This is a genomic window from Pseudoalteromonas sp. SR43-7 (genome assembly GCF_014163785.1).
Classification (GTDB): Bacteria; Pseudomonadota; Gammaproteobacteria; order Enterobacterales; family Alteromonadaceae; genus Pseudoalteromonas; species Pseudoalteromonas distincta.
In genome coordinates this window covers 160,911-186,550 of sequence record NZ_JACJDY010000002.1, presented here as the reverse complement: position 1 = coordinate 186,550, position 25,640 = coordinate 160,911, and the positions used below count along the sequence as shown (strand labels likewise).

General features: G+C 35.9%; 24 protein-coding genes. 21 read left to right on the top strand and 3 right to left on the bottom strand.

Annotated elements, in window-relative coordinates:
• Window positions 1-104 precede the first annotated feature (104 nt).
• From H5087_RS02220 to H5087_RS02180, 9 genes are all read left to right on the top strand, one after another.
• Window positions 105-1,052, top strand: coding sequence for a polysialyltransferase family glycosyltransferase (locus H5087_RS02220; RefSeq protein ID WP_182671008.1), 948 nt, complete (start codon window positions 105-107; stop codon window positions 1,050-1,052).
• Window positions 1,053-1,098: 46 nt separating this feature from the next.
• Window positions 1,099-2,169, top strand: coding sequence for a glycosyltransferase family 4 protein (locus tag H5087_RS02215; protein WP_182671007.1), 1,071 nt, complete (start codon window positions 1,099-1,101; stop codon window positions 2,167-2,169).
• Between the two features lie 26 nt (window positions 2,170-2,195).
• On the top strand, window positions 2,196-3,206 hold the full coding sequence (locus H5087_RS02210) for an EpsG family protein (RefSeq protein ID WP_182671006.1): 1,011 nt from the start codon (window positions 2,196-2,198) through the stop codon (window positions 3,204-3,206).
• Window positions 3,207-3,309: 103 nt separating this feature from the next.
• The gene (locus H5087_RS02205; RefSeq protein ID WP_182671005.1) at window positions 3,310-4,395 is read left to right on the top strand and encodes a glycosyltransferase; all 1,086 of its coding nucleotides are present in this window, start codon (window positions 3,310-3,312) and stop codon (window positions 4,393-4,395) included.
• A gap of 89 nt (window positions 4,396-4,484) precedes the next feature.
• Window positions 4,485-5,621 carry a glycosyltransferase family 4 protein gene (locus H5087_RS02200; protein WP_182671004.1) on the top strand — a complete coding sequence of 379 codons (1,137 nt, stop codon included), beginning with the start codon at window positions 4,485-4,487 and terminating at the stop codon, window positions 5,619-5,621.
• Complete coding sequence (locus H5087_RS02195; RefSeq protein ID WP_182671003.1) at window positions 5,618-6,547, top strand: SDR family oxidoreductase; 930 nt, start codon at window positions 5,618-5,620, stop codon at window positions 6,545-6,547. The genes H5087_RS02200 and H5087_RS02195 overlap by 4 nt, the downstream gene beginning before the upstream one ends.
• A gap of 3 nt (window positions 6,548-6,550) precedes the next feature.
• The gene (locus H5087_RS02190) at window positions 6,551-7,099 is read left to right on the top strand and encodes a sugar transferase (RefSeq protein ID WP_182671002.1); all 549 of its coding nucleotides are present in this window, start codon (window positions 6,551-6,553) and stop codon (window positions 7,097-7,099) included.
• Window positions 7,100-7,264: 165 nt separating this feature from the next.
• Complete coding sequence (locus tag H5087_RS02185; protein WP_182671001.1) at window positions 7,265-9,199, top strand: nucleoside-diphosphate sugar epimerase/dehydratase; 1,935 nt, start codon at window positions 7,265-7,267, stop codon at window positions 9,197-9,199.
• 298 nt (window positions 9,200-9,497) lie between these two features.
• Window positions 9,498-9,758 (top strand): hypothetical protein, encoded by a 261-nt coding sequence (locus tag H5087_RS02180; RefSeq protein WP_182671000.1) that lies wholly within the window; start codon window positions 9,498-9,500, stop codon window positions 9,756-9,758.
• Here H5087_RS02180 and H5087_RS02175 read toward each other — a convergent pair.
• Entirely contained in the window at window positions 9,749-10,201 is a 453-nt protein-coding gene (locus H5087_RS02175) for an REP-associated tyrosine transposase (RefSeq protein ID WP_182670999.1), read from the bottom strand. The genes H5087_RS02180 and H5087_RS02175 overlap by 10 nt on opposite strands.
• 273 nt (window positions 10,202-10,474) lie before the next feature.
• Complete coding sequence (locus H5087_RS02170) at window positions 10,475-11,848, bottom strand: MBL fold metallo-hydrolase RNA specificity domain-containing protein (protein ID WP_182670998.1); 1,374 nt, start codon at window positions 11,846-11,848, stop codon at window positions 10,475-10,477.
• A gap of 535 nt (window positions 11,849-12,383) precedes the next feature.
• Between H5087_RS02170 and rfaH the strand changes: the two genes are divergently transcribed.
• Complete coding sequence (gene rfaH / locus H5087_RS02165) at window positions 12,384-12,866, top strand: transcription/translation regulatory transformer protein RfaH (RefSeq protein ID WP_182670997.1); 483 nt, start codon at window positions 12,384-12,386, stop codon at window positions 12,864-12,866.
• 357 nt (window positions 12,867-13,223) lie between these two features.
• Here rfaH and H5087_RS20100 read toward each other — a convergent pair whose 3' ends face one another.
• The gene (locus H5087_RS20100; protein WP_259397721.1) at window positions 13,224-13,352 is read right to left on the bottom strand and encodes a hypothetical protein; all 129 of its coding nucleotides are present in this window, start codon (window positions 13,350-13,352) and stop codon (window positions 13,224-13,226) included.
• Between the two features lie 268 nt (window positions 13,353-13,620).
• On the opposite strand from H5087_RS20100, the gene H5087_RS02160 reads away from it, so the two are divergent.
• The 11 genes from H5087_RS02160 to H5087_RS02110 all read left to right on the top strand — a co-directional run bounded on the left by H5087_RS02160 (window position 13,621) and on the right by H5087_RS02110 (window position 25,639).
• Window positions 13,621-14,736: a polysaccharide export protein gene (locus tag H5087_RS02160; protein WP_182670996.1), complete on the top strand. Its 1,116-nt coding sequence runs from the start codon at window positions 13,621-13,623 to the stop codon at window positions 14,734-14,736.
• A gap of 12 nt (window positions 14,737-14,748) precedes the next feature.
• Complete coding sequence (locus H5087_RS02155) at window positions 14,749-15,183, top strand: low molecular weight protein-tyrosine-phosphatase (protein ID WP_007582278.1); 435 nt, start codon at window positions 14,749-14,751, stop codon at window positions 15,181-15,183.
• Between the two features lie 15 nt (window positions 15,184-15,198).
• The gene (locus H5087_RS02150) at window positions 15,199-17,448 is read left to right on the top strand and encodes a polysaccharide biosynthesis tyrosine autokinase (protein WP_182670995.1); all 2,250 of its coding nucleotides are present in this window, start codon (window positions 15,199-15,201) and stop codon (window positions 17,446-17,448) included.
• 18 nt (window positions 17,449-17,466) lie between these two features.
• Window positions 17,467-18,477 (top strand): exopolysaccharide biosynthesis polyprenyl glycosylphosphotransferase, encoded by a 1,011-nt coding sequence (locus H5087_RS02145; protein WP_182670994.1) that lies wholly within the window; start codon window positions 17,467-17,469, stop codon window positions 18,475-18,477.
• Window positions 18,477-19,223 (top strand): glycosyltransferase family 2 protein, encoded by a 747-nt coding sequence (locus H5087_RS02140; protein WP_182670993.1) that lies wholly within the window; start codon window positions 18,477-18,479, stop codon window positions 19,221-19,223. The genes H5087_RS02145 and H5087_RS02140 overlap by 1 nt, the downstream gene beginning before the upstream one ends.
• Window positions 19,224-19,355: 132 nt before the next feature.
• The gene (locus H5087_RS02135; RefSeq protein WP_182670992.1) at window positions 19,356-20,618 is read left to right on the top strand and encodes a UDP-N-acetylglucosamine 1-carboxyvinyltransferase; all 1,263 of its coding nucleotides are present in this window, start codon (window positions 19,356-19,358) and stop codon (window positions 20,616-20,618) included.
• Between the two features lie 2 nt (window positions 20,619-20,620).
• Entirely contained in the window at window positions 20,621-21,547 is a 927-nt protein-coding gene (murB, locus tag H5087_RS02130; protein WP_182670991.1) for a UDP-N-acetylmuramate dehydrogenase, read from the top strand.
• A gap of 29 nt (window positions 21,548-21,576) precedes the next feature.
• Complete coding sequence (locus tag H5087_RS02125) at window positions 21,577-22,839, top strand: lipopolysaccharide biosynthesis protein (RefSeq protein WP_182670990.1); 1,263 nt, start codon at window positions 21,577-21,579, stop codon at window positions 22,837-22,839.
• A gap of 94 nt (window positions 22,840-22,933) precedes the next feature.
• Window positions 22,934-23,404 (top strand): serine O-acetyltransferase, encoded by a 471-nt coding sequence (locus H5087_RS02120; protein WP_182670989.1) that lies wholly within the window; start codon window positions 22,934-22,936, stop codon window positions 23,402-23,404.
• Between the two features lie 164 nt (window positions 23,405-23,568).
• Window positions 23,569-24,450 carry a glycosyltransferase gene (locus H5087_RS02115; protein ID WP_182670988.1) on the top strand — a complete coding sequence of 294 codons (882 nt, stop codon included), beginning with the start codon at window positions 23,569-23,571 and terminating at the stop codon, window positions 24,448-24,450.
• Window positions 24,451-24,694: 244 nt separating this feature from the next.
• Complete coding sequence (locus H5087_RS02110; protein ID WP_182670987.1) at window positions 24,695-25,639, top strand: EpsG family protein; 945 nt, start codon at window positions 24,695-24,697, stop codon at window positions 25,637-25,639.
• The last annotated feature ends 1 nt before the right edge of the window (window position 25,640 follow it).

The window sequence follows — 25,640 nt, the reverse complement described above, 5'->3', positions numbered from 1 at the left end:
GAGCGTTATGTTCTATTTTTGTTCTTATATTTCAAAACTAGCTTTCGGTTTTTCTTTTTCGAAGCGCAAGAGCAGGAATACAATATTATTTAGTGTAGGAAAAAATGAAAAAATTGATAATTGAAAATACCTATAGAAGCCTATTAATCTACATTCTTTATGATTATTCTTGGAAAGGTCGTGACTATATATTAGTTAAGGGGCGAATTTCAGATGAGTTTATTTCGCGTTTTAAAGCTAAAGTAAATAGTGTTTCAATAACAGATGATTTTCCAATTATCTCTATAAAATCACCGTTAAGTTCTATTCTTACTAGGTTAAAGTTTTTAAAAAAAATAAAACAGTATGAAGAAATTTACGGAAATGTTTATGAGCTTAAATTAAGAAAATGCGATTCAAAATTAATCCAACTCGATGACGGGTTAATGACAAAAAAAATGTTTGAAGGTGAATATAACCGTAAAATAACACACATAAAATTTAGGAATAACTTTATTTTTAGGCGTTTTTTAAATGTTGATTATAATTTTAAACCGAACAATTTTATGTTCGTTGTACCTGACTCCTATAAAAATAATAAGCAGCTATCATGCGACTTCATCAATTTAAGAACAAAAATAAACAACTTATCTAATGATGAATATTTAAATATTTGTGAAGTGTATGGCTTTTCTCCTGTTAAATTAAATGGAAAAAGTATTCTTATGCTACAACCATTTTTTGAAGATAGGTTGGTTTCCAGTATCGAATATGAAATCAATATGTATAAAGAAATATTGAAGTCAGAAGGATTGCTAGAGAGTGATATCTATATTAAACCGCATCCAAAAAGCAAAGTTAACTATGCAAAGCACTTTAAAGGTTCAGAGTTTATTCCTAAAGACTTTCCATATGAACTTTTAGTTAGAAATTCGGCAGAAAATAGGTTTAAAAAAGTCATATCCATAAACTCAAGTGGAATTGAGGAGTTTAAGGATATTTCAGAGGAAGTTATAAATTTTGGGACGAGCAATTTCACTGAACTAGACTTTAGTCCAATGATCCGGCTTTGAACCGCATAGCCTAAGAAAAACAACCTAGTCGATAACAGAGAGTTTCATGAAAGTACTTTTTCTATGTAGTAATCTAAATAACACCGGTGGAACAGAAAGAGTTGGTTCTATTATAGCTAATAACCTATCTGACTCAGGCTATGACATTTTTTTTGCCAGCCTTATGGGAGGGGACCAACCTGTTTTTCCTATAAATGAAAATATTAAAACATTATCGCTTTTTAGCTCCCCAGGAAAAGCCTTATTCCGCACACCTTTAATTATTCGTAGATTAAGGCAAGTTATAAAAGATAATGATATTGATGTTTTAATAGTAATAGAATCTATGCTGGTTCTATTTACTTTACCAGCAGTGTTAGGTTTACCTGTAAAGCATATTTGCTGGGAACATTTTAATTTTAATAGCGATTTAGGCCGAAAAGGTAGAAGGCTAGCTCGTCAGCTAGCTGCTCGCTATTGTGATAGTATTGTTACCTTAACGGAAAGAGATAAAAAATATTGGCTAGCTAATACAAAGCATAATTCTCAAATTACTGCCATTGCAAATCCCTGTCCTTTTAGTGTTCAACCATCTCAGTATAATAGTAAATCTAAAACGGTATTAAGTGTAGGTCGTTTGGCTCCCCAAAAAGGATTCGATTTATTACTATTAGCATGGCTAGAAGTTATAAAGTTAGCACCTGATTGGAAGCTAAAGATTGTAGGTGATGGCGAGAACAAAGCTGAGCTTTCTGCTTTTATTTTAGATAATAATTTAGCAAGCAGTGTAGAACTTGTCGGTAAAACTAATAACATCGAAGAGTACTATAATAATGCAGCGATTTATTGTTTAAGCTCTAGATTTGAGGGCTTTCCCATGGTTCTTTTAGAAACTTTATCGTTTGGTCTTCCAGTAGTCAGTTTTGATTGTGACACTGGACCTGAAGAAGTTCTTGAAAATACAGGGAGTGTATTAGTTGAAGCAAACAACACACACTCTTTAGCAATAGCCCTGGTTAAGCTAATTAAAGATGAAAGTCTGCGTGAGAGCATATCAATAAAGAGTAAAGCTAAGGCAATTGAATATCAACCACATGCTATAATTGAGCATTGGAAAAAGCTGTTGGAAGAGCTGTAAAATGAGACTAATCAAAAAAGTGACATATGAATATATCTAAATGCGATAATCCAATTATTGTTTCAAAATCGTTTTTTTACTTTTTGATAGCTGTTCTTTACGGTTTGATATTGGCTTCATTCCCTAATGATTTATTTAGAGATAGAGCCAATTATATTGTTTATGCTCGTAATTTTGACGTTATTGCAGAACAATATAATGCATTTACATTCATCTTTAATGAGCCTCTTTTTTTATTTTATAATAAGTTATTAAGCTTTTTGTTTACGGCAGAGCTCGTACCTAACGTTAGCGTTTTTTTTATATCTGCTACAACCGCTTACTTTATCTTAAAATATGCACGCAACGTATTGTTGGTCCTTTTTGGTTTTTCTTTATTATTTTTTGTTTCGTTTACTTTTCACCTACAACTAGTCGTGTTACGCCAAGGTGTCGCAACTGTACTTCTGCTATGGATCGTTCACTTTTTTTGGGGGAAAAAACCTTTTTTTCCTTTGTGTTTTCTTCTGCTATTTTTTCATATTAGCTTTGCAATTGTTTTTTTTGTCTTGTTCTACGAGCATACATTAAGTCATTTTATAAAAAATATTAAATTAAGATTGGTATTATTTTCTTCTACTCTATTTGGATTATCTTTTTTCATGTTAGCCGTTGCAAGCTCTCTGGGAGTTAGGCAAGTTGAGGGCTCTCATCTGGCTAGTAATTCAAATGGAGGAGGGGGGTTTGTTTTGTTTGCTTTTTTATTGTTCTTTCTTTATTTAAGAGGGTTCAATAATGTCTACAGAACAGCGTATGGAAGAATAGGATTATTAGGTGTTTTAGTATATTTAATATTTTATTTTACAATACCAATTTCTGGGCGCCTGATTAGTGTTTTTTTACTTTTTTATTATATATATATAGTTATAAGTACCAATAATAAGGATTACTTTTCAGCATTTATATTTCTAATCGTAAACATATTTTTATGGAAAAATGCTATTAGTGGTGAAAGCTTGACTGAGGTAGGAACAAAATATTTCAGTGCATTTTTATAATAAATAAAAGTGTGCATTATCAATGTAAAATAATCATTAGTCTGTGGGCTAAAGTGTTTTTAAAAATACTTTTTTTATTTTACATATAAGCTTAAAGGTTTGTATGAAGATATTGTTAGTAATTACAGGTTTAGGCATGGGCGGTGCTGAACATGTTGTAGTTAATATGGCTGATGAATTAGTGAAAGTAGGCCATAAAGTAAAAATAATATATCTAACGGGTCCTGCGTTAGTTTTACCAAAAAATGATAAAATTGAGCTTATACCTCTTAATATGACCGGTGTAAAAAGCTTTTTTGCTTCTTATTTAAAATTAAGATCTATTGTAAAAAAGTTTGAGCCTGATGTGGTTCACAGTCATATGGTTCACGCTAATATTATAACTCGACTTTTAAGGCTTTCAATTAAGGTTAAAAAAATAATAAGTACCTCACATAGCACCAATGAAGGTGGAAAAGCGAGGATGCTAGCTTATAGACTAACAGATTGGTTAACTAACATTTCCACAAATGTAAGTGACGACGCAGTTAATGAGTCAATACGAAAAGGAGCGGTGAAGAAAGGCCGGATGGTTGCAATTCCAAACGGAATCAATACAGAGGTTTTTTCTTTTAATCAAAAAAATCGTATTAAGACCCGAAATGAACTTAATTTGGGTAACAACAAGTTGTTACTAGCTGTTGGGCGTCTTACAGAAGCGAAGGACTACCCTAACTTATTACTGGCCATCCAATTACTTAAAAAACAACGCACTGATTTCAAATTAGTTATTGTTGGAGATGGGCCATTAAAAACCGACTTAGTTAATATGGTTAAAGAGTTAGATTTAACAGAGTATGTTCAGTTTTTAGGCATTAGAAATGACATTCCTGATTTAATGTCAGCATCAGATTTATTTGTTTTATCCTCCGCTTGGGAAGGTTTTGGGTTAGTTGTGGCTGAGGCAATGGCATGTGAGCGTTTAGTTGTAGCCACTGATTGTGGTGGCGTAGCACAGGTTACGTCCCCACATGGCTCGCTTATTGAGCCGAAAAATCATTTATTACTTTATCAAGCAATAAATAGGGTTCTAGACATAAATTTAAGTGAGTCTGCAAAAATTGGCACTTTATCAAGGCAGCATATAATTAATAATTATTCGTTACTTAAAAGTGTAAATTCTTACATATGTCTTTATAACTCACAATAACGGATGAACTAAACATTTTAAGTTAATCTTTAAAATTACAGCCTCCGGATGATAAATACTAAAATTGCACCTTGCTAAGGGACTAAAACTTGAAATTACTTTATATTATAAATGTCGATTGGTTTTTTATATCGCATCGTTTGCCTATCGCAGTTGAAGCTTTGAATAATGGTTATGATGTAACAATAGCGTGTAACTTTACTAAACATAAGCAAGAGCTTATTGACATGGGTTTTACTGTTGTAGAAATACCTTTCAGTAGAAGTGGTGGCTCTATTGTGAGTGAAGTTAAAACATTAAAGGCAATTCGAGCTCTTATACAATCACAGAAGCCTGACTTAATACATGCCGTAACTATTAAACCAGTGCTTTATACTGGGTTAGTCTTGAAAACTATAGGCAAAAAAATCCCATTTGTTGTCGCAATATCTGGGTTAGGGTATGTATTTACAGCGAGTTCCTTAAGAGCAAAAGTAACCAAATTTATAGCTTCCTTTGTTTATAAAATTGCTCTTTCTCATAAGAATAAAACTATCATTTTCCAAAATAGGTCAGATGAAAAGATTCTTACAAATGTAGCTAAGCTAGAAGCCAAAGATAAGGTTTTAATTAAAGGATCTGGCGCTGACTTGTCTGTTTATACATGTATCCCCGAAACTCAAAAAGCTGATGTCATAGTTTCAATGGCCTGTCGTTTATTACGAGAAAAAGGTGTTTATGAATATATTGATGCTGCTAGGTTAGTAAAAAAACAATTTCCAAATACTAAATTTTTACTAATTGGCACACCTGATTTAGATAACCCCAATACAGTTAAGCAAGATGAAATAGATAGCTGGGTAGATGAAGGCGTTATTGAATACCTTGGACAAAGAAATGATATTCCAAGTATTTTTTCAAATTCAAATATCATAACACTACCTTCTTTTTATGGTGAAGGGGTCCCAAAAGTATTAATTGAAGCGGCTGCCTGCGGGAGGGCAATTGTTACCACTACTAACCCAGGCTGTAAGGATGCAATCATTGATGGTGAAACAGGCTTAGCTGTTCCGCCTATGAACTCTAAGTTATTAGCTGATGCAATAATTGAATTAATTAAAACACCAAGTAAGAGAATTAGTATGGGGTTAAAAGCTAGACTATTTGCTGAACAAGAGTTTGATGTTAAAGCCGTCGTTAAGACGCATTTAGCTATATACGATAAAATGTTGAGAAGTAAAGTATGATTGCGCTTACAGGCTACACCGGTTTTGTTGGAGGTCATTTGCTTAATAAACTAGAGGGTAGCAAATGTTTACTCCTAGGAAGAAATCAAAATAATCATCAACATGATTTTCAATATTTTGATTTATCAGATTTAAGTCAAACACTAAACTTAAAAGGAGTGAGTGTTCTTGTTCATTGTGCTGCGCGTGTACATATAATGAACGATAATTCACAAAACCCTTTAGAAGAGTTTAGACGTTCAAATACATTGGCCACGTTAAATTTGGCAAAGCAAGCAGCGGCAGCCGGAGTTAAACGTTTTGTATTTTTAAGCTCAATTAAAGTGAATGGTGAAAGTACAACTGACAAAAACCCCTATAAATCTTCAGATAATCCAGCGCCTAAAGATGCTTACGGACAATCTAAGGCCGAAGCTGAGTGTGAGTTATTTGAGCTAGGTAAAAGCACAGGAATGGAGATAGTTATTATCAGGCCTCCTTTAGTGTATGGAAAAGGAGTTAAAGCTAATTTTGCATCGCTATTAAATTTAGTTAATAAAGGTATTCCACTTCCATTTAGATGTATTAAAAATAATAGAAGAAGCTTAGTATCTGTTTATAATTTAGTTGATCTAATTACTATTTGTATAAAACATCCAAAAGCAGCAAACCAAGTTTTTCTGGTGAGTGATGATCATGACATCTCTACATCAGAAATGGTTAAATTAATGGCTTGGGCAAGTAATAATAAAAACCTTATGCTACCCATCCCCGTAAGCTTTTTTAAGTTCACTGGAAAGCTTCTTAATAAAAATGATATTATTGACAGACTAACGGGTTCTTTGGAATTAGATATTCAACACACAAAGAATACACTAGCTTGGACGCCTCCTTTTTCAATAAAAGAAAGCTTCGTTAAAACTATTAAAACCCCCCTCAACGGATAAACTATGATACGTCTACTCGACTTTTTATTTTCATTTTTTGGTTTGCTTTTTGCGTTACCATTTTTATTTATTTTATTTGTTATTGGTTTATTTGATACAGGGTCGCCTATATTTAGGCAAGAACGAGTTGGTAAGAATAAAAAACCTTTCACGTTAGTAAAGTTTAGAACAATGTCAGTAGATACTGCATCTGTAGCAAGTCATTTAGCAAGTACATCATCTATTACGCCATTTGGTAGCTTTTTACGTAGAACAAAGTTAGATGAGTTGCCCCAATTATGGAACGTATTAAAAGGTGAAATGAGTTTAGTCGGTCCTCGCCCAGGGCTGTTTAATCAAGAGGAGCTAACAAAAGCTCGTGATGCTAAAAATATATATAATGTTCGCCCTGGTATTACAGGTTTAGCTCAAGTTAACGAGATTGATATGTCTACACCAGAGCTATTAGCTGAGACTGATTATAAAATGATTAGCACATTAAATTTAAAAAACTACTTTAGCTATATATTCCAAACTGTTGCAGGTAAGGGAAGCGGTGATAGAGTAAAATAGTAAGCTGCAGTAGTACAAAAAATTACAAAAAATAACCAAATACATAAAGACTATATAAATATTTACATATAGTCTTTATTTATTAAGTGCAATAGTTGTTCATCTTGTAGTAAAATTGTAATCAATAGAATAGTAGTATTACTGCTAGCTTCAGGGAAATGTATTGTGTCTTTAAAATTTTTAGTTAATTTACCTCGTCCTCAAAAAAGAATTATTTCTCTCCTCATCGATAGCGTATTTATAATTGTAGCTTTTTGGCTGGCTTTTTTATTAAGGCTAGACAGCACCGCCATTTTAAAAAATACACATACTTGGATTTTATTATCAGCATTATTGCCGCTTAGCTTATTAAGCTTTGTAAAGCTTGGGCTCTACAGGGCTGTGCTGCGCTATATGAACACTCAAGCTATGTGGGCCATTATTGCCGGTGTAGTACTTTCGACCGTTTATTTAACTATTTTATCTTTTTTTCTTAGTGCGCCAGTACCACGCACCGTTCCTTTTATTTATGCCAGCTTTTGTATTTTATTTGTTGGTGGTGCAAGGCTAACCGTGCGAGCTGTAGTTGGCCAAATAACTATGCGCCGCAAAGAAGGCGTAATTATTTATGGAGCAGGTTCTGCTGGCCGCCAATTAGCAACTGCCTTAGCAAATGGCCCTGAATACTCACCAGTCGCCTTTATAGACGACGACCCTAAAAAGCATTTATCGTTAATTCAAGGTATTTGTGTGCATGCACCGTCGCAAATTGCTGAAATTGCAAAGCAAAAGTGTGCAAATAAAATATTATTGGCGTTACCAAGTACATCTCGCAGTCGTCGAAAAGAAGTGCTTAACGCAATAGAAAAATTTAAATTACAAGTTATGACTGTTCCTGGTATGGCAGATATTGTTGCAGGAACAACTAATCTTGACGAAGTAAAAGATGTCGAAATTGATGACTTGCTAGGCCGTGATTCAGTGCAGCCTCGTCAAGATCTAATGTCGGCAAATATAGCCAATAAAGTTGTAATGGTTACAGGTGCTGGCGGTTCTATAGGTTCAGAGCTTTGTAGGCAAATAGTAAAAAATAGTCCGGCTAAATTAGTGCTATTTGAGCTTTCTGAGTTCGCGCTTTACGCAATTGAAAAAGAGTTATCAGAGTTTTGTGCCAAAAATGACTTAAATATTGAAATACTGCCAATACTGGGCTCTATTCAAAATAAAAAATTAGTTGAATCAACATTTTCTACTTTTAGTGTTCAAACTGTTTACCATGCCGCAGCGTATAAGCATGTACCTTTAGTTGAACACAATGTTGTAGAAGGCGTACGTAATAATGTTTACGGCACCTATAACTTAGCAACTGCGGCCATATATACAAAGGTAGAAACTTTTGTTCTTATATCAACAGATAAAGCTGTACGCCCAACAAATATAATGGGTACTACTAAGCGCATGGCTGAATTAGTACTGCAAGGGCTATCTGAAATCCAAGACACAACACGCTTTACCATGGTTCGATTTGGTAATGTTTTAGGATCTTCAGGATCTGTTGTCCCTCTGTTTAGAAAGCAAATTAAAGCGGGTGGTCCAATAACACTAACCCACCAAGACATAACCCGTTACTTTATGACAATTCCAGAAGCAGCTCAGCTAGTTATTCAAGCCGGTGCAATGGGAGTTGGTAGTGACGTGTTTGTACTCGATATGGGAGAGCCTGTTAAAATTAAAGATTTAGCTATTAAAATGGTTCACTTGTCAGGGCTTGAAGTTAAACACGCAAAACGACCAAACGGCGATATAGAAATACAATGCACAGGTTTACGCCCAGGTGAAAAGCTTTTTGAAGAGCTCCTTATAGGAGACAACGTTATTGGCACCGACCATCCAAGAATCCTAAGTGCACAAGAAATTAAAATGCCATGGAGTGAGCTGTCTCCATTTTTAGATAAACTTAAGTTAGCCTGTGACGAAACCGATCATCAAGAAATACGTAGATTACTTTTAACCGCACCTACTGCTTTTTCACCAACTGACGGTATTTGTGACTTAAACTGGAAACAAAAATTTAATAATCAAACGAATGTTACAGTTTTACCAAACGTAAGTGGCTCCTAAAGCGAATAGATTGCAATAGTTTGATATTTTTAGGGAATGACATGCCTACGTGGATTTCGCCCTCGGTGTAGGTGACCATGTAGGCGCCTTGCTTGCTGGCGCACTAAAAGCGCAGCTTTTACGTATTTATTAAATTGCCTGAGTAAGCTTCACGCCTACGTGGATTTTTATCCTCGGTGTAGGCGCTTTGCTTGCTGGCGCACTAAAAGCGCAGCTTTTACGTATTTATCAAATTGCGTGAGCAAGCTTCACGCCTACGTGTATTTCCCCCCTCGATGTATTTGACCATGTAGGCGCCTTGCTTGCTGGCGCACTTAAAGCGCAGCTTTACGTATTTATTAAATTGCGTGAGCAAGTTTCACGCCTACGTGGATTTTTCATCCTCGGTCTAGGTGAATATGTAGGCACCTTGCTTGCTGGCGCACTTAAAGCGCAGCTTTACGTATTTATTAACTTGCGTGAGCAAGCTTCACGCCTACGTGTATTTTTATCCTCGGTGTATGGTGACCATGTAGGCGCCTTGCTTGATGGCGCATTAAAGCCACCTCTTTACAAGTAAACACAATCCCAATATGGGTATTTCTTTATGTTGTCCACTAAGCCAGCACGTAAAGGGTTTGCGACTATATACCTAGCTTGACCTATTAAATCTTCATTATTCCTTATTTTGTGGTCATAGTAATTTGATTGCCATATCCTTCCATGCGTACCGCTATGTTTATTAAGTCTATAAGTTGTAATGTTTTTAAAATTCCTAACTAGGTTTGAAAGGTCAAGGCTACTATTTAACTGTAAAATCCAATGTATATGATCGGGCATGATTACGTAGCAGATAGTATTAAGTGAATTGTTTTTTGAAAATTTAATGAGTTCACTCGCAATTAACCGTGCACATAAAAAGTTAGCAAATAATGGCTTACGAAAATCACAACAAATTGTAATAGAGTAATAAGCGTTTAGCGAAGTGCAGCGTCCTTTTAAACGTTTACGTGTGTTAGCCATATAATTAATTTCCATTTGAATAAATTAAATTGCGTGAGCAAGCTTCACGCCTACGTGGATTTTTATCCTCGGTGTATGGTGACCAGGTAGGCGCCTTGCTTGCTGGCGCACTAAAAGCGCAGCTTTTACGTATTTATTTAATTGCGTGAGCAAGCTTCACGCCTACGTGGATTTTTATCCTAGGTGTATGTGACCATGTAGGCGCTTTGCTTGCTGGCGCACTAAAAGCGCAGCTTTTACGTATTTATTAAATTGCGATAAAAAGCTTCTCGCCTACAATTTACCAATCTCTATTTTAACTTCACTACTTAATACCTCTTTGTACCTTGCTGCTAACGCGTTTTTTGCATCATCATCGCCATGGACAATTTTTATATGGCTTGGCTTTTTATGCATACCTGTTACAAACTTAATTAATCCGTTTTGATCGGCATGGGCGCTGTAGCCACTAATTGTATGTACATTGGCGTTTATATTAATGCGAGCATCATTTATAAAAACATACCCATTACGTGGGCCATATTTTTGAATTTCGCGACCTAACGTTTTGTTTCCTTGGTAACCTACAAACAATACATCGATGGTTTTGTCACTTAAAAATCGCTCAAGATAATTAACTATTCGCCCACCAGTACACATACCACTTGCCGCTAATATTATTGCTGGTGTTTGCCGCGAACTTAAATAGTTAATAACAGCCATGTGCTCTTTGTGTGAATCAACCGTAGTTAGGTTTTTAAAATCGAGCGGGTGCCTACCGTTTGCAACTTTGCGTTTAGCTTCGCTATCCCATAAGTGTTTAAAGTTTTTGTATTGCTCAGTAAAATTGGCTGCCATAGGGGAGTCGAGTATTACGTGAATGTCTCGCCACTTAGACTTTTTAGATGAGCTATGTATTAGTTGCTCTAGCTCGTATAGCAGCTCCTGTGTGCGGCCAATACTAAAAGCAGGAACTAAAACAACACCATTGTCGGCTACGGCGCGTTCAATAATGTTTTTTAGCGTTTTTGTACGCTCTTTACGGCCTTGATGGTTTTTATCGCCGTAGGTTGATTCAATAACTAGAGTGTCGGCTTTATAAGGCGGCTTAGGCGAAGGGAGTAGCGGGGTATACGGCGCGCCTAAATCTCCTGAAAATACAACGCGATGTTTGTTGTTATCATTATTTGTAACATCAATTTCAACGTAGGCAGAACCTAATATATGCCCCGCACGCTGAAACCTCGCCTTAGCTTTGTCGGGCGCTTTGCAAGGTAATTCAAACCACGTTTTATAATCTACAGCAACTATGCGTTTATTTAATAAGCTTAAGCAGGCAGCTATAATTTTAGGGTCGCGGGTTACACCTACTTTTAAAGCATCTTCAATTACCAAAGGTAATAAACTGGCCGATGCAATACTTGTAAAAATAGGGCCTTTAAAACCGGCTGCTAATAAGTAAGGAATTCGACCAACATGGTCAATATGGCAATGGGTAACAATAAGCGCAGTAACATGAGTAATATCAAATTCAATTGAAAGATCTGCTTTAGAATCCTCACCCTGAAATAATCCGCAGTCAACAAGCACACTTGTTTGCTTATTAATTACCAATTCGTGGCACGAACCGGTAACTCCACTAACCGCTCCGTGGTGAAGTATTTGCATTGCGCTTCCTTGTTATCAATTTGTTACATTGAATTTTAAGGTAGAAGTAAAGCCATAAATATTCAAGGTTATAGCTCTTGAGCTAAATGAATAACCTCACCTACAAACATGCATCAACCTGTAGGTGCGAATTTACTTCGCGCTCATGTTTTAACTTTTTAAAAATGCGAGGTATAAAACCTCACCTACAAACATGCATCCACCTGTAGGTGCGAATTTATTTCGCACTTTTATTGTTTTATTACTTTGCGCTCTTACTTAAATATTAATTTTTTAATCATATTAATTCAGGTTTTTAATAAATTTATTACTTCTCTCTAAACTTTTGTTTAGCTCGCTCTAAACATTGCTTTATAAGCGCTAAGCCAGCGTTAAAGCCTTTACTTCTCTTAAATTCAATAACATTGTTTACTAATGTGAGTGGCTATTAACCACTAAGGCTTATTTACATAGGCACTCTATGGTGGTTATAATGCCGCCGTTATTTAGTTTAGCGTTGTGTTTTTTGAAACTTAGTTATGTGTTAAGGACTATTATGGAAAGTTGGTATTTAGTCGTATGCAAACCTAAGCAAGAAGAGAGAGCTAAAACTAACTTGCAAAATCAAGGGATTGAAGCGTTTTACCCCAAATTAACTACTGAAAGATTGGTTAAAGGTCGGCGTACCGTCAAACAAACCGCTTTATTCCCTAGTTATTTATTTGTATGCCTTAAGTCAAAAAACGGTAATTTTTCTGCTGTAAAAAATACACGTGGAATTGGTGGCTTTGTATCCTATGGATCACAGTATCAATTAGTTTCTATACATATAATAAATCAGCTAAAAAATGAGCGTTTACACACCACTGAGTCACTAATACCAAAAGCTGGTGATGTAGTAAGTGTGAATAACGATTCATTTAGTAATATACAAGCAATATACAAAGAGCCAGACGGCGACCTACGCAGTATTTTACTAATTAACTTACTCAATCAAAAAATTGAAGTAAGTGTAGATAATAAAGATATTAAGCAATAATAACTAAAAGCGTAACAGCGTAAGAAGTAGCTATATATCAGTACATAGGAACTGTAACCTAAGGGCGGAAGCGTGCCTAAAGTACTTAAAAAACAGTGGTTAAGGTCACTTGTAGATGCGCAGCTTGCTGGCGTGACGAGCAAAGCTCGTAATAAAGGTTATTCACAAAAGGGTTAAGAATACGCTGCGCTTTAGAGAAGAAAGCTCGTAATAAAGGTTATTCACAAAAGGGTTAAGAATACGCTGCGCTTTAGAGAAGTAAGCAGCCACAAAGTACTTGTTTAGATGGCTTCTCATTTACTCCTCATTCGCTTCTCTTTGTGCAATCATATTTTAAGTGATTTATTCATAAAGAAGTTAAGAACACGCTGCGCTTTTAAGTGAAAGCCCAGTGGCAAAGCTTAACACCGTGGTTAAGGTCACTTGTAGACGCACAGCTTGCTGGCGTGACGAGTAAAGCTCGTAATCTCTATATTTAAGTTGCATCTCATCTACTCTAATTCACTTTGTGCAGTTGGTGATGAATGCGTTAAGTGTTTAACTAAAAACGGCTTTCAATTAAATTTATTCATAAATACCTTGTGAAAACACTGATATAATTTCAGTGCTAATTAAAAACTTAGTTACAAAGCTTTTACAAAGCAAAGGCTATTGCTTCACAATAGTGCGCATGCTTTAATTAGTCGGCTAAAATAAAAGTGCTCACCAAGGTTGGTGAGTAAGTGCAATATTAAAATAATTTTGGGATTCTACAATGGCGTTAAGCTGTAAATCACTCGCATCAATACTCGCAATACTTAGCATGACCGGCTGTACAATAGTTCCAGGCAGCCACTTTGAAGGTATAGACCCAGGCGAGCAAACACAAAACCTCGAACAAGATCTCGAAAAAGTAAACATTCAAATAATCGACTCGCAACTAATAAATAAACAAAATCAAGCGCGTATAGCAGCTAAGCCAATTTCAAGCACTGCTGGTTTAAACGTAAGTAACTACGAATACAAACTAGGTGTTGGCGACGTACTAACAATAGGCGTATGGGATCACCCAGAGCTAACAATACCCGCAGCAGTACAACGTACCGCAGAGTTTGACGGCTTCCGTGTACAACGAGACGGCACCATTACTTACGCCTACGCACCAAATATACCAGCAGCAGGTAAAACAATAAGCCAAGTACGTAATGAGCTTGTTAAACGCCTAAGCCGCGTAATAGAAGACCCGCAAGTAGACGTAAAAGTAGTTGGCTTTAGAAGCCAAAAAACCTACGTGACCGGTGAAGTAAACAAGCCAGGTGTATACCCAGTAACCGAAATACCGCTTACATTAATAGATGCTCTAAATCAAGCCGGCGGCTTAACTGATGCCGCCGATTGGCGCACAGTAACATTTACCCGTGGCGATAAAACAGAAGTTATTAAACTTGATGACTTTTATGCCCATGGTGATATTTCGCAAAACCGCTTATTGCAACATGGCGACATTGTGCACGTAAACCGAAACGATGCACAAAAAATATTCGTATTAGGTGATGTTAAAAAAGCAGGTTCAGTAACGCTTAACCGTTACGGTTTAAACTTGGCCGAAGCGCTAAGCGACTCAGGCGGCTTAAACGAAGCAACAGCCGACGCCAATGGCGTATTTGTACTGCGTAAAAGTAACGTAGAGCAAACCGGTGTTATTGCAAACGTATACCAATTACACGCTAAAAATATAGCGGCAATGGTATTAGCTGAACAGTTTGAACTACAACCGCGCGATATTGTATACGTAACATCGGCACCGCTTGCCCGTTGGAACCGTGTAATAAGCTTACTGTTACCGTCAATTGCTACTGTAGATAGTGTTGACGATATAACTGCAAACTAAGGGTTTTTAAAAATGTTTGATTCAGTTTTAGTAGTATGTGCAGGTAATATTTGCCGCAGCCCAACAGGTGAGTATGTTTTAAAACAAAAGCTTGAAGGCAAAAATATTAAAGTATCGTCTGCTGGGTTAACAGCACTTGAAGGTAAACCAGCAGATGCAAAAGCAAAACAAATAGCGCTCGCACATGGCGTTAATATGGATGCCCACCAAGGGCAGCAGCTTACATCAAGCTTAGTAGCGCAAAACAGCGTAATACTCGTAATGGAAGAACGCCATTTAAACGACGTACACGCTCGTTATCCAGAGGCGCGCGGTAAAACGTTTTTACTAGGTAAGTGGATTAATAACGCAGAAATACCAGACCCATATCGCCAAAGCCAAGAGGCTTTTGAACACGTTTATACATTAATCGACAGCGCGTGTAGCGCTTGGCAAAAGTATTTATAAGGAATGGCTAATTTAATGAATACCCAGCCGAATAACAGCGCAAGTAGCGCGAATAGTAAAAACACTAATAATACGCAACCAACGCAAGAAATTGATTTAATGGCGCTACTAGGCGCTCTGCTCGATCGCAAATACTTTATAGTAGCCGTAACCGCACTGTTTATGTTTGTAGGTGTTATATATGCTGTATTAAGTACCCCAGTTTACCAAGCAACAGCCATGATACAAGTTGAAGACGGTGGCGCATCAGTCCCAGGCTTTGACGATATGGCAGGCATGTTTGAAAGTACATCGGCTGCAGTAACCGAAATAGAGCTATTAAAGTCTCGCAGTATAATAGGTGAGGCCGTTGATACGCTAAAGCTTGATATAATTGCAGAGCCCAAACTATTCCCGTTTATAGGTAGCCGAGCATACCGTACTTTTACTCCAATAGAAGATGGCGATTTAGCTGAGCCAAGCTTTGGTGCTAATAGCTACGCATGGGGCGGTGAGAGCATAAATGTATTTAGGTTTGACGTACCACGTACTGCTGTAAATCAAGAATTTACATTGGTAGCACAAGCTAATAATAGCCTGATACTATTAAATGGTGACGGCGAGCAAATATTATCGGGTAAAGTAGGCGAGGAGCTTACAAACGGTAAGTTTAACCTAACCATTCGTACTTTAAATGCACGCCCTGGTACAGAGTTTACAATTACCCGTAAAGATCGCTTAAATACTATTTTAGATTTGCAAACGGCTATTGGCGCAAGCGAAAAAGGTAAAGATTCAGGCATAATTAACTTAAGCTTACAAAGCACTAAACCTAGCTACGCTGAAAAAGTACTTGATAAGGTAGCGGCTATTTATGTACGCCGTAACGTAGAGCGAAATAGCGCAGAGGCGCAAAAGTCGCTTGAGTTTTTAGAAGTACAATTACCTGAAATTAAAAAACAGCTTGAATACGCAGAGCAACGCTTTAACGACTATCAAATAAAACGCCAATCAATAAATATAACGCTAGAAACGCAAGGCGTGCTTGAACAAGTTGTAAAGCTTGAAACCAAGTTACAAGAGCTAAATCTAAAACGATTAGATATTGGCCGTAAATTTAAAAAAGACCATCCAACATATCAAGGTATGCTCGAGCAAATAGAAGCGGTTGAAAGTCAAAAACAAGAACTAGTAGGTGAGGTAGGTAACCTGCCAGAAACTCAACAAGAGCTACTACGCTTAAAACGCGATGTTGAGGTAAGTAACCAAATTTACACGCTACTACTTAGTAAAACACAAGAGCTAGATATAGTGCGTGCAGGTACTGTAGGTAACGTACGTGTAATTGACTTCGCCGAGGTAAATACCAGCAAGCCAGTTAAACCCAAAAAAGCATTAATTGTGGTAATAGCTACTATGCTAGGCGGTATGTTGGCTGTGGCTATTGTGCTTATACAAAAGGCAATGCACAAAGGCGTTGAAGACCCAAGCGAGATAGAAGCGTTAGGCTTACCGGTATACGCAAGTGTGCCGCATTCAGATTATCAAGATAAACTAAGTGGTTTTGCCGAGCGAGCCCGTAAAAACAAAACAAATAAGCCTAAAAGTATATTAGCGCTAGATAACCCAGCCGACCTAGCTATAGAGGCTCTACGTAGCTTACGTACTAGCTTGCACTTTGCGATGATGGAAGCTAAAAATAACATTATTGCTATATCGGGCCCAAGCCCAAGCGTAGGTAAATCGTTTATATCGGTTAACTTAGCATCAGTACTCGCACAAAGCGGTAAAAAAGTACTTATTATTGATGCCGATATGCGCAAAGGCTACTTACAAACACAGTTTGGCTTAAAGTGGGACGATGGCCTAAGTGATTACCTATCGGGCCGATTAAATCTAGAGCAAGTTACTAAACCAACCAAGGTTGAAGGCTTAAGTGTTATTACGCGCGGGCAAATACCGCCAAATCCTTCTGAGTTATTAATGCACTCAAACTTTAGCAAATTAGTTGAAGAGGTAAGCGCTGCTTACGACATTATAATTATTGATACACCTCCAATACTTGCAGTAACCGACCCCGCAATTGTAAGTGCGCACACGGGCACCACGTTGCTAGTCGCTCGTTTTGGTCAAAATCACCTACGTGAAATAGAATTAACCCGTAATCGCTTTGAACAAAACGGTATTGATGTAAAAGGGCTAGTTTTTAATGGTGTAGTTAAAAAAGCCAGTAATTCCTATGGATATTATGGTTATTATAATTATGAATATAAATCAGATAAATAAATATAAAAAGAGAAGTATATGAGTCTGAATATAGGTAATCTAGTTACAGCAGAGCAACCTGTAAATAATAATTTAGGGGAATTAGAATCTATCTTCATTACCGAAAGTTTCAAATCTAAAGCTGAGGCATTAAAACAGAGTGTTATCTATGTTTTTTGTCCGGAAGAGTGCGCTAAAAAAATAACTACAATTATTGATGATTATTCTTTCGATATTGTTATAAATAATTATAGTATAACTGATTTTACTAAAAAAGTAGTATGCCACTACCAAAGTGCGCACTTAACAAAAGAGCAGCGTAAATTCTTAGTAAGCGCTACCGAGTGTGGTGCTTGGGTAGAGCCATTAGTTAGCTATTTAGATGATAGACTGAAATACACAGAGGTTCGTTTACTTCATAGTAGTTACTTTTTACACCAAAAAGCATTTTCAATTTTATCAAATAGGCGAACCCAGGTCGCAAAGCGTTTCGTTGATATTTTAAGCGCTATTATTTTGTTGATCCTGACAATCCCCTTTTCTCTAATTGCAGCCTTACTTATTAAACTAGAAAGCCCAGGGCCAATGCTTTTTAAGCAAAAGCGGACAGGTCAATATAATAAAGAGTTTAAGGTATATAAGTTTAGATCTATGCGCAATGATGCTGAAAAAAATGGCGCGCAATGGGCCGCTAAAAACGATGTACGAGTAACTAAGGTCGGTAAATTTATACGTAAAACACGTATTGATGAAATTCCTCAGCTCATTAATGTGTTACAAGGAACTATGTCAATAATAGGTCCTCGGCCTGAGCGTGAAGTATTTATAAAAGATTTAGAAAGAGAGATACCTTATTATCGCTTCCGTCATGCAGTTAAACCAGGTGTTACAGGACTTGCCCAAGTAAGCTACCCTTATGGCGCTTCTGTAGATGATGCTATTTGGAAGCATAAATACGACATACATTACATAAAGCACCATTCTGTATTGCTAGATTTTAAAATACTGCTATTGACCGTTAAAACTGTAATATTTGGGATGGGGCGATAATGGTCGCTCCTTTGGTGTCAGTGATCATGCCCGCTTATAATGCAGAGCTTTATATATCAGAGTCCATAGAGTCAGTTATGAACCAAACTTATACTAACTGGGAGTTATTAATAACAGATGACCGCTCAACCGATAATACTCACCATATAGTTCGGGATTATGTTATTAAAGATGAGCGTATTAAGTTGTTTATAAACCACGAAAATGGCGGTGCTGGTGTAGCGAGGAATAATTCAATTAAACAAGCTAGAGGCCGTTTTATCTCTTTTTTAGATGCTGACGATCAATGGCTACCGGAAAAATTAACTAAGCAAGTTTATTTTATGCTTAAACATAATTATCCGTTTACATTTACTGCTTATAGAAAAATAGAGCAAGGACGGTTAAAAAGTTCAGTAATACCACCTAAGTTTACCACTTATAATAAGCTGTTAAGTGGGAATGTTATTGGTTGCTTAACTGCTATGTATGATGCACAAATACTTGGAAAAAAGTATATGCCACTTATACGTAAGCGCCAAGATATGGCGTTATGGCTTAAAATATTAGAAAATGTACCTAAAGCATATTGCTTAACTGATATTTTAGCTTTTTATAGAGTTGATTCTGGTATGACACAAAACAAGTTAGAAATATTAAAGTGGCAGTGGCTCTTATATCGTGATGTTTTAAAGCTTAATGTATTTAAAGCCATATACCATTTTATAATTTACTCCGCTAAAGGCTTCTTTAAATACCTAGTTTAAAGATTAACTATTCACTCCTGATCTTAATGCATAAATTAGAAGTGTTAGCTTTTTATATAAATAGATACTAATCCAAATGAGTGATTAATAGATCACTTAGGTAATGTTTTACAAAATATTGAGATATTTTAAATGAGAAATAAAATTCAGGTGGCCCCAAGCCAACTTAATGGAACTGTTAAAGTAAGCGGTGCTAAAAATAGCGTTTTGAGGCTGTTAGCAGCTTCGATTCTTTTCGATAGTGATGTTATTCTGCGTAACTACCCAAAAGAATTATTAGATGTCCAAGTGCATGAAGAGATGCTAAAGCATTTAGGGAAATCCTTAGTATATAGTACACCTGAAACAGTTAATATATCTCAGCTAACCCCCCTATCAACCACTTTAGATTGGGAAGGGAGATCTATTCGTAACACTCTTTTGATTCTCGGTGGGCTAGTAACAAAATATGGTCATGGTAAGGTTCCATTACCTGGTGGATGTAAACTCGGAGAACGTAAATATGATATTCATGTGGATGTTCTAGAGTCGTTGGGCGCTAACGTTTACGAGGAAGGCGACTATCTCGTTGCTAGAAGCAATGGTCGTTTGGTAGGAACTGATATAAAATTAAGAATGCGTTCTACCGGTGCTACAGAGAATGCCATTATTATGGCCACATTAGCAAGTGGTATTACTAACATTTATAACCCACATATTCGCCCTGAAATAATTGATTTAACAAAGTTTTTGAATAATGCAGGTGCTAATATTATTGTGCATGGGCAAGAGAGGATAGAGATTATAGGAGTTGAAAAGCTACTTCCTGTAAATCATTCTGTTATGCCAGATAATATGGAGGCTTTGACTTGGGCTGTAATTGGAGCAGTGACTAAAAGTACAATTACCATAGAAGATTTCCCGTTTAAGGATCTTGAGGTTCCGCTTATCCACCTTCGAGAAAGTGGTGTTAACTTATATAGAAACGGTAACAATGCAATTATAGGTGCCGGAGACTGTTATCCTGTTGAAATTAGTACTGGTCCTTATCCAGGAATTAATTCAGATATGCAGCCAATATTTGCTGCATTTGCGGCTTTCTGTAATGGCGATAGTCACATTATTGATTTACGCTTTCCCGGGCGATACGGTTATAGTGATGAAATGAAGAAAATGGGTGTAGCCAGCGCTATTGATGGTGATCTACTAGTTATACATGGACAAGGAGGAAGTAAAATCGTCGGTAATGAAGTTAAAGCTTTAGATTTGAGAGCTGGGATAATGTTATTGATTATGGGTCTTGCTGCTTCAAAGGGAAAAACTGTTATCAATGACTCCTGGCAAATTAAGAGAGGTTACAATCAAATTATAGAAAAATTGCTTGGACTCGGTGCCGATGTTAAAGAAATAGACTAACTATGGCATTATATAAAGATATTTCGCTTAAAGAGTTTTCCTATTGGAGAGTTGGTGGGAAGGCTGACTTCCTATTTATAGTTGATACAATTTTAGAGTTAAAGGAAGCCCTAGTATATCTTGAAAAATTGGGTTTACCATCAATAGTTATTGGAAATACAACAAACTTGTTATTTTCTGATGCAGGGGTCCGAGGGGGGCTGATAAAGCTCGGTCCTAAGTTTTCTTCATGTCAATTTGAGAGAAATGTTCTCACTGTGGGTGGGGGGGCATATTTACCTTATGTAGTCAGGCAGTGTGTTAACCGCGGTCTTTCAGGGATAGAGCACCTCGTTGGTGTTCCTGCTAGCTTGGGTGGGGCGGTATATATGAATGCAGGTAGCCAAAGAAAGTCTTTTTCAGATAATTTAATAAGTGTTGATTCTTTAGATGAGAACGGTAGTTTAATCACGAGAAGTAGAGATGAGTGCTTGTTTTCATATCGTAATAGCATTTTTCAATCTAATACTGAATTAGTGATAGGCGCGAAGATCAGATTAAACTTTCAGAGCAAATCAATAATTAGGCATGAATGTTTAAATATACTTAAATCTAGAAGAAAAAAATTTCCTAGGAAAAAGCCAAGTTGTGGCTCTGTTTTTATTAGTGACCCCGCTATGTACGATACTTTTGGACCACCAGGTAAGGTAATAGAAGATGTTGGTTTGAAAGGCTATAAAATAGGCGGCGCATCTATATCTACTCAACACGCAAATTTTATTGTTAATGATGGAAATGCTAAAGCCATTGATATTTTGAATTTAATCCTTCTATCTTTGGACAGGGTACAGGCTAAAACGGGATTTCGGTTAAAGTCAGAAGCCAAATATGTATCTGAAAATTGTGCTCTTATAGATGCAGATCAGGCTGCTCTTACTTTGTTAGCCTAAACCGATAAATATGGAATATAAAACAGCTAATGGGTAATCTTTATAGCAATATTTTAGCTTTGGTGACAGGTTCTATTGCTGCGAGGCTAATAGGTATTTTGAGTATCCCCATAATTACAAGGCTATATTCGCCTATAGATATGGGGGTGCTCTCGGCTTTCATTTCTCTCTCTGGAGTTTTACTAGCTTTTTCTTCACTTCGTTATAGTGTCGTAATTCCACTACCAAGAACTTTAGGTTATGCACTTAACTCTAGCATGCTGTGTTTGGTAATTTTAAGTGTAGTTAGTAGCTTGCTATTCGTTATTACTTATTTCTGCTACCCATCAATTTTTCAATTACTTAATTTAGATGTATTAAACCCTTATTGGTACTTGCTACCAATAAGTGTGTTCTTACTTGGTTTAGTTGAAATACTTAATACATGGGCTGTTAGGTGTAAAGAATTTAAATTACTATCGAAAGCTAATGTTTTACAGTCTTTTGTGGGAACTGCGAGTAAAATATTATTCGGCTTAATGAGTATAGGGCCTATTGGTTTGATAATAGGCCAAACCCTTGTTCAGGCTGGCTCTGTAATTACTTTATTTAAGTTCTATTTAACAAACTATAATAAAAAAATAATTAGTACAAGAAAAATGCTTTTTATAGCTCGATATTATGCCGATATACCAAAGTACCGTTTACCTTCCCAAGTGCTTCTTTCTCTAAGTATGAATATGCCTATTTTATTTTATGCATCTTATTATGGAAGTGAAGATGCTGGAAAAGTAGGCTTAGCGCTCATGGTATTAAGTCTTCCAATAAGCTTAATCGGGAATACTGTTGGTCAAGCATTTTATGGTGAAATAGCAACTATAGGACGTAAAAATCCAATCAAGATCGAAAAAATATCACGTGATCTTTTAAAGAAATTGTTACTTGTAAGTTTATTACCTTTTATTCTTATTATAGTTTTTGGTGAGGTGATATTCAAAATTACTTTCGGTAACGAATGGGTTGATGCAGGAAAATACGCAAGAATAATGGCTATATACCTTGTTGCTAATTTAGCATCTGCACCATTAATAAACATCTTAAATGTATATGCTCGTAACTCCTTTTACTTTTGGATTAATCTGTCTAGATTCCTACTATTAATAGGGCTATTTTCACTTTCAATTTTATTGGGGTTAGCTATAGAGAACACACTATTTTTATATTCCTTTCTACTAACAGCCCACTATTTTTTTATCACTTACTTGATTTTTAAAGTGCTAAAAAATGAGATTAAGAAATTAGGTGAAAATTAAATGCTATTTTCGAAAATTTAATTTTAGACTTTGATTGCATAAATAATTGATGTTAGAAATTTAGTTTTACTTTTAATGGAGGGTATGATTGGTGTTGAAAAGTTTAATACGGCAGCTTTTATTTGGCGAGCCTATAGAAAAGCTTTATTATCGAGCTTTAAGATATACTAAAAGAGGCTTTTTTTTTAGTTATATAGCGATTTTTTGTATAAAAAAAATTAATAGAAACTTTTCTTGTTACTTGTCCGCGAAAGCTAGTGTAGGAGCTGGTATAAAGTTTCCTCATCCCGTAGGGGTTGTAATAGGGGATGGAGTAGTTATTTCGGAGCGCGTTACTATATACCAAAACGTTACTCTGGGGGCTGCAAGAGTTGGTGAAGGTGAGAGGGGATTATACCCTAAGATTGGTAGTGATGTAGTGATTTTTGCAGGGGCAAAAGTTATCGGAGATATAACTATTGGTAATGGTGCTACTATAGGAGCAAATGCTGTCGTGACTAAGAGTGTACCTGATAACACTTCCGCTGTTGGTATACCAGCTAAAATAATTGAAAGTGAAAAATGATTTAACTATCTCTGTTCTTAATGGTGTTATCTAAGCTATCGGTTCATATAAGTAGTTACTACACCCTGTTTATTTACTCTAATGCTCAGCCATATTTATATAGTTACGCTTTTTAGCATGAGTAGGTATTTGTCCGCACCTCTAATTTTAATCAGTAGGAAAAAATGAAAAATAGTTTACCTAAAGTATCAGTCGTATGCGCCTGGTATAATCGAGCTGAATATATTGCTGACTCAGTAGAAAGTTTAGTTAATCAAGAATATAACAATATTGAAATAGTGATTATAAATGATGGGAGTACAGATAAGGATGTTGTGCCAATATTGGAGCGTTACTCATCAAATAAAGTAAAGGTTATACACCAAGAAAACCAAGGTTTTACCCAAACTATCCGTAATGCGATAGCATATACAAGTGGGGAGTTTATTGCGATTCATGGGGCTGGCGATATTTCCAACCCACAGAGAGTTACTAAACTTGTCGAAGCTTTCATAGCAGATGAATCAGCTGTAGCTGTAGGTTCCGGCACAATTCAATACCCGGCTGCTTACCCTTTTAGAAAGAGATATTTTAAGCCTAAACAAAATAGTAGTAATGTTCAGCTGCAGAAAAATATGCCATTTGTCCATGGAACAGTAATGTACAAAAGAACTGCTTACGAGGAGGTGGGAGGGTATGATGCAAGATTTAAGTATTGCGCAGATTGGGATCTTTTCTTTAGGTTGAGTGAGCTGGGGGAGATTATATCTGTAAGTGATTTTCTATATGAGCAAAGGATCTTCTCAGATGGATTTTCTTTTTCACCAGATCATAAGTTTAAACAGGTTTGGTTTAAAGAAAGAGCTGTAAATCGAAGTGTTGGAAGTCGTAATTTATTAAATGAAGCTGAGAAACATTTATTAAATATTCGCCCTGAAAAATCAAGTAATATGAGGTATAGTTTCAAATTTTTACTGAAGTCCATTTATAAGTTCGATTTTGTTAACTCTTTTGAATGGGGGAAATTGATGTTTCTTCAAATGAAAAATATTATAAGAAAAAAATAATAAGAGGCTATTTTAGTTTTAATAGCTAGTTAAAGTGGATTGTACCTTAGTAGACTCTATACATCGCTGTTTACATGTACTTGTATAACTTAAGTACAATCTTTATTGGGCTATAATAATTTAGAAAATCATATCTTCCTATAGATTGTTATAAAGGTTTAATACAAGATAAGAATTTTACTAAATATTATTGGTGCTATTTAAATGATAGGTGTGCTGGGTTGTGAGAACTAGAAAGTTAACTATGAATAAAGAATTGCTCTATAGCGCTATATTATATCTATTATTTTTACCAATACTTTTTTATTTTATTAATTTTGATAGTGCTCAGAACTTAGATTACGGAGGCTATAAAGATAATTATGAGAAAGTATGGAATCAATTTGAATTAGGTTATACATTTCTCGAAGATATATCTAGGTCATTCATGTTGCCGTTTGAGAGTTTTTGGAGCGTATTAATCTTCATAGAGTTGATTTTTATAGCACTGTTATATTCAAACCCTTATGTGTTTATATTAGCTTTTCCTAATTTATTGTTTTTATCTCAGGGGCTTTTAGGTACGCAAATTAGGTTTGGTATTGCTACTTTGCTATGTTTAGTTATTTTTAAGTTTTTTATAAATAAAAGACGGTTTTATATGTACTCTCTTGGCGCGGCTTTATTTCATAATGCTACTTCTATTTTTCTATTTCTGTCGTTTTTTTTGAAGAAGATGCTAAACGTAAATGAGAAAGTTACCTTTACAAAAAACTTTAAAAGCTTACTACTCTACATTGCTCTCTTACTTACTTTAAGTGTTTTGGTGAATTACATTCTAATCTTTATGGGATATTATTACTATGCTGAAGAGGACTCTAAGCATATGGTTATTCGCTCTACTTCTTCTTTAGTATATATGTCAAGCGTGCTAGTTTTTATATTAGTTTTACTAAATAAAAAATCCGGGCCTGTTGAATATTCTCCAATGGTATACCTGGGAGCCTTATTACTGGTGTTTAGTCTTGTTTTTTATAAGTACTCAATAATATCAGGTAGGTATAACGTGGTTTATATGTTGGTCGAGCCATTCGTATTATATAGCTTCTATAAATCAGTTGGAAAAAAAAGCGAAAGTGGTTTTATTTTTTTTCTGATTTTTATAGCGATAGCTAATTCTAAATTATTACTTCTAAACCTTATTTTCTGAG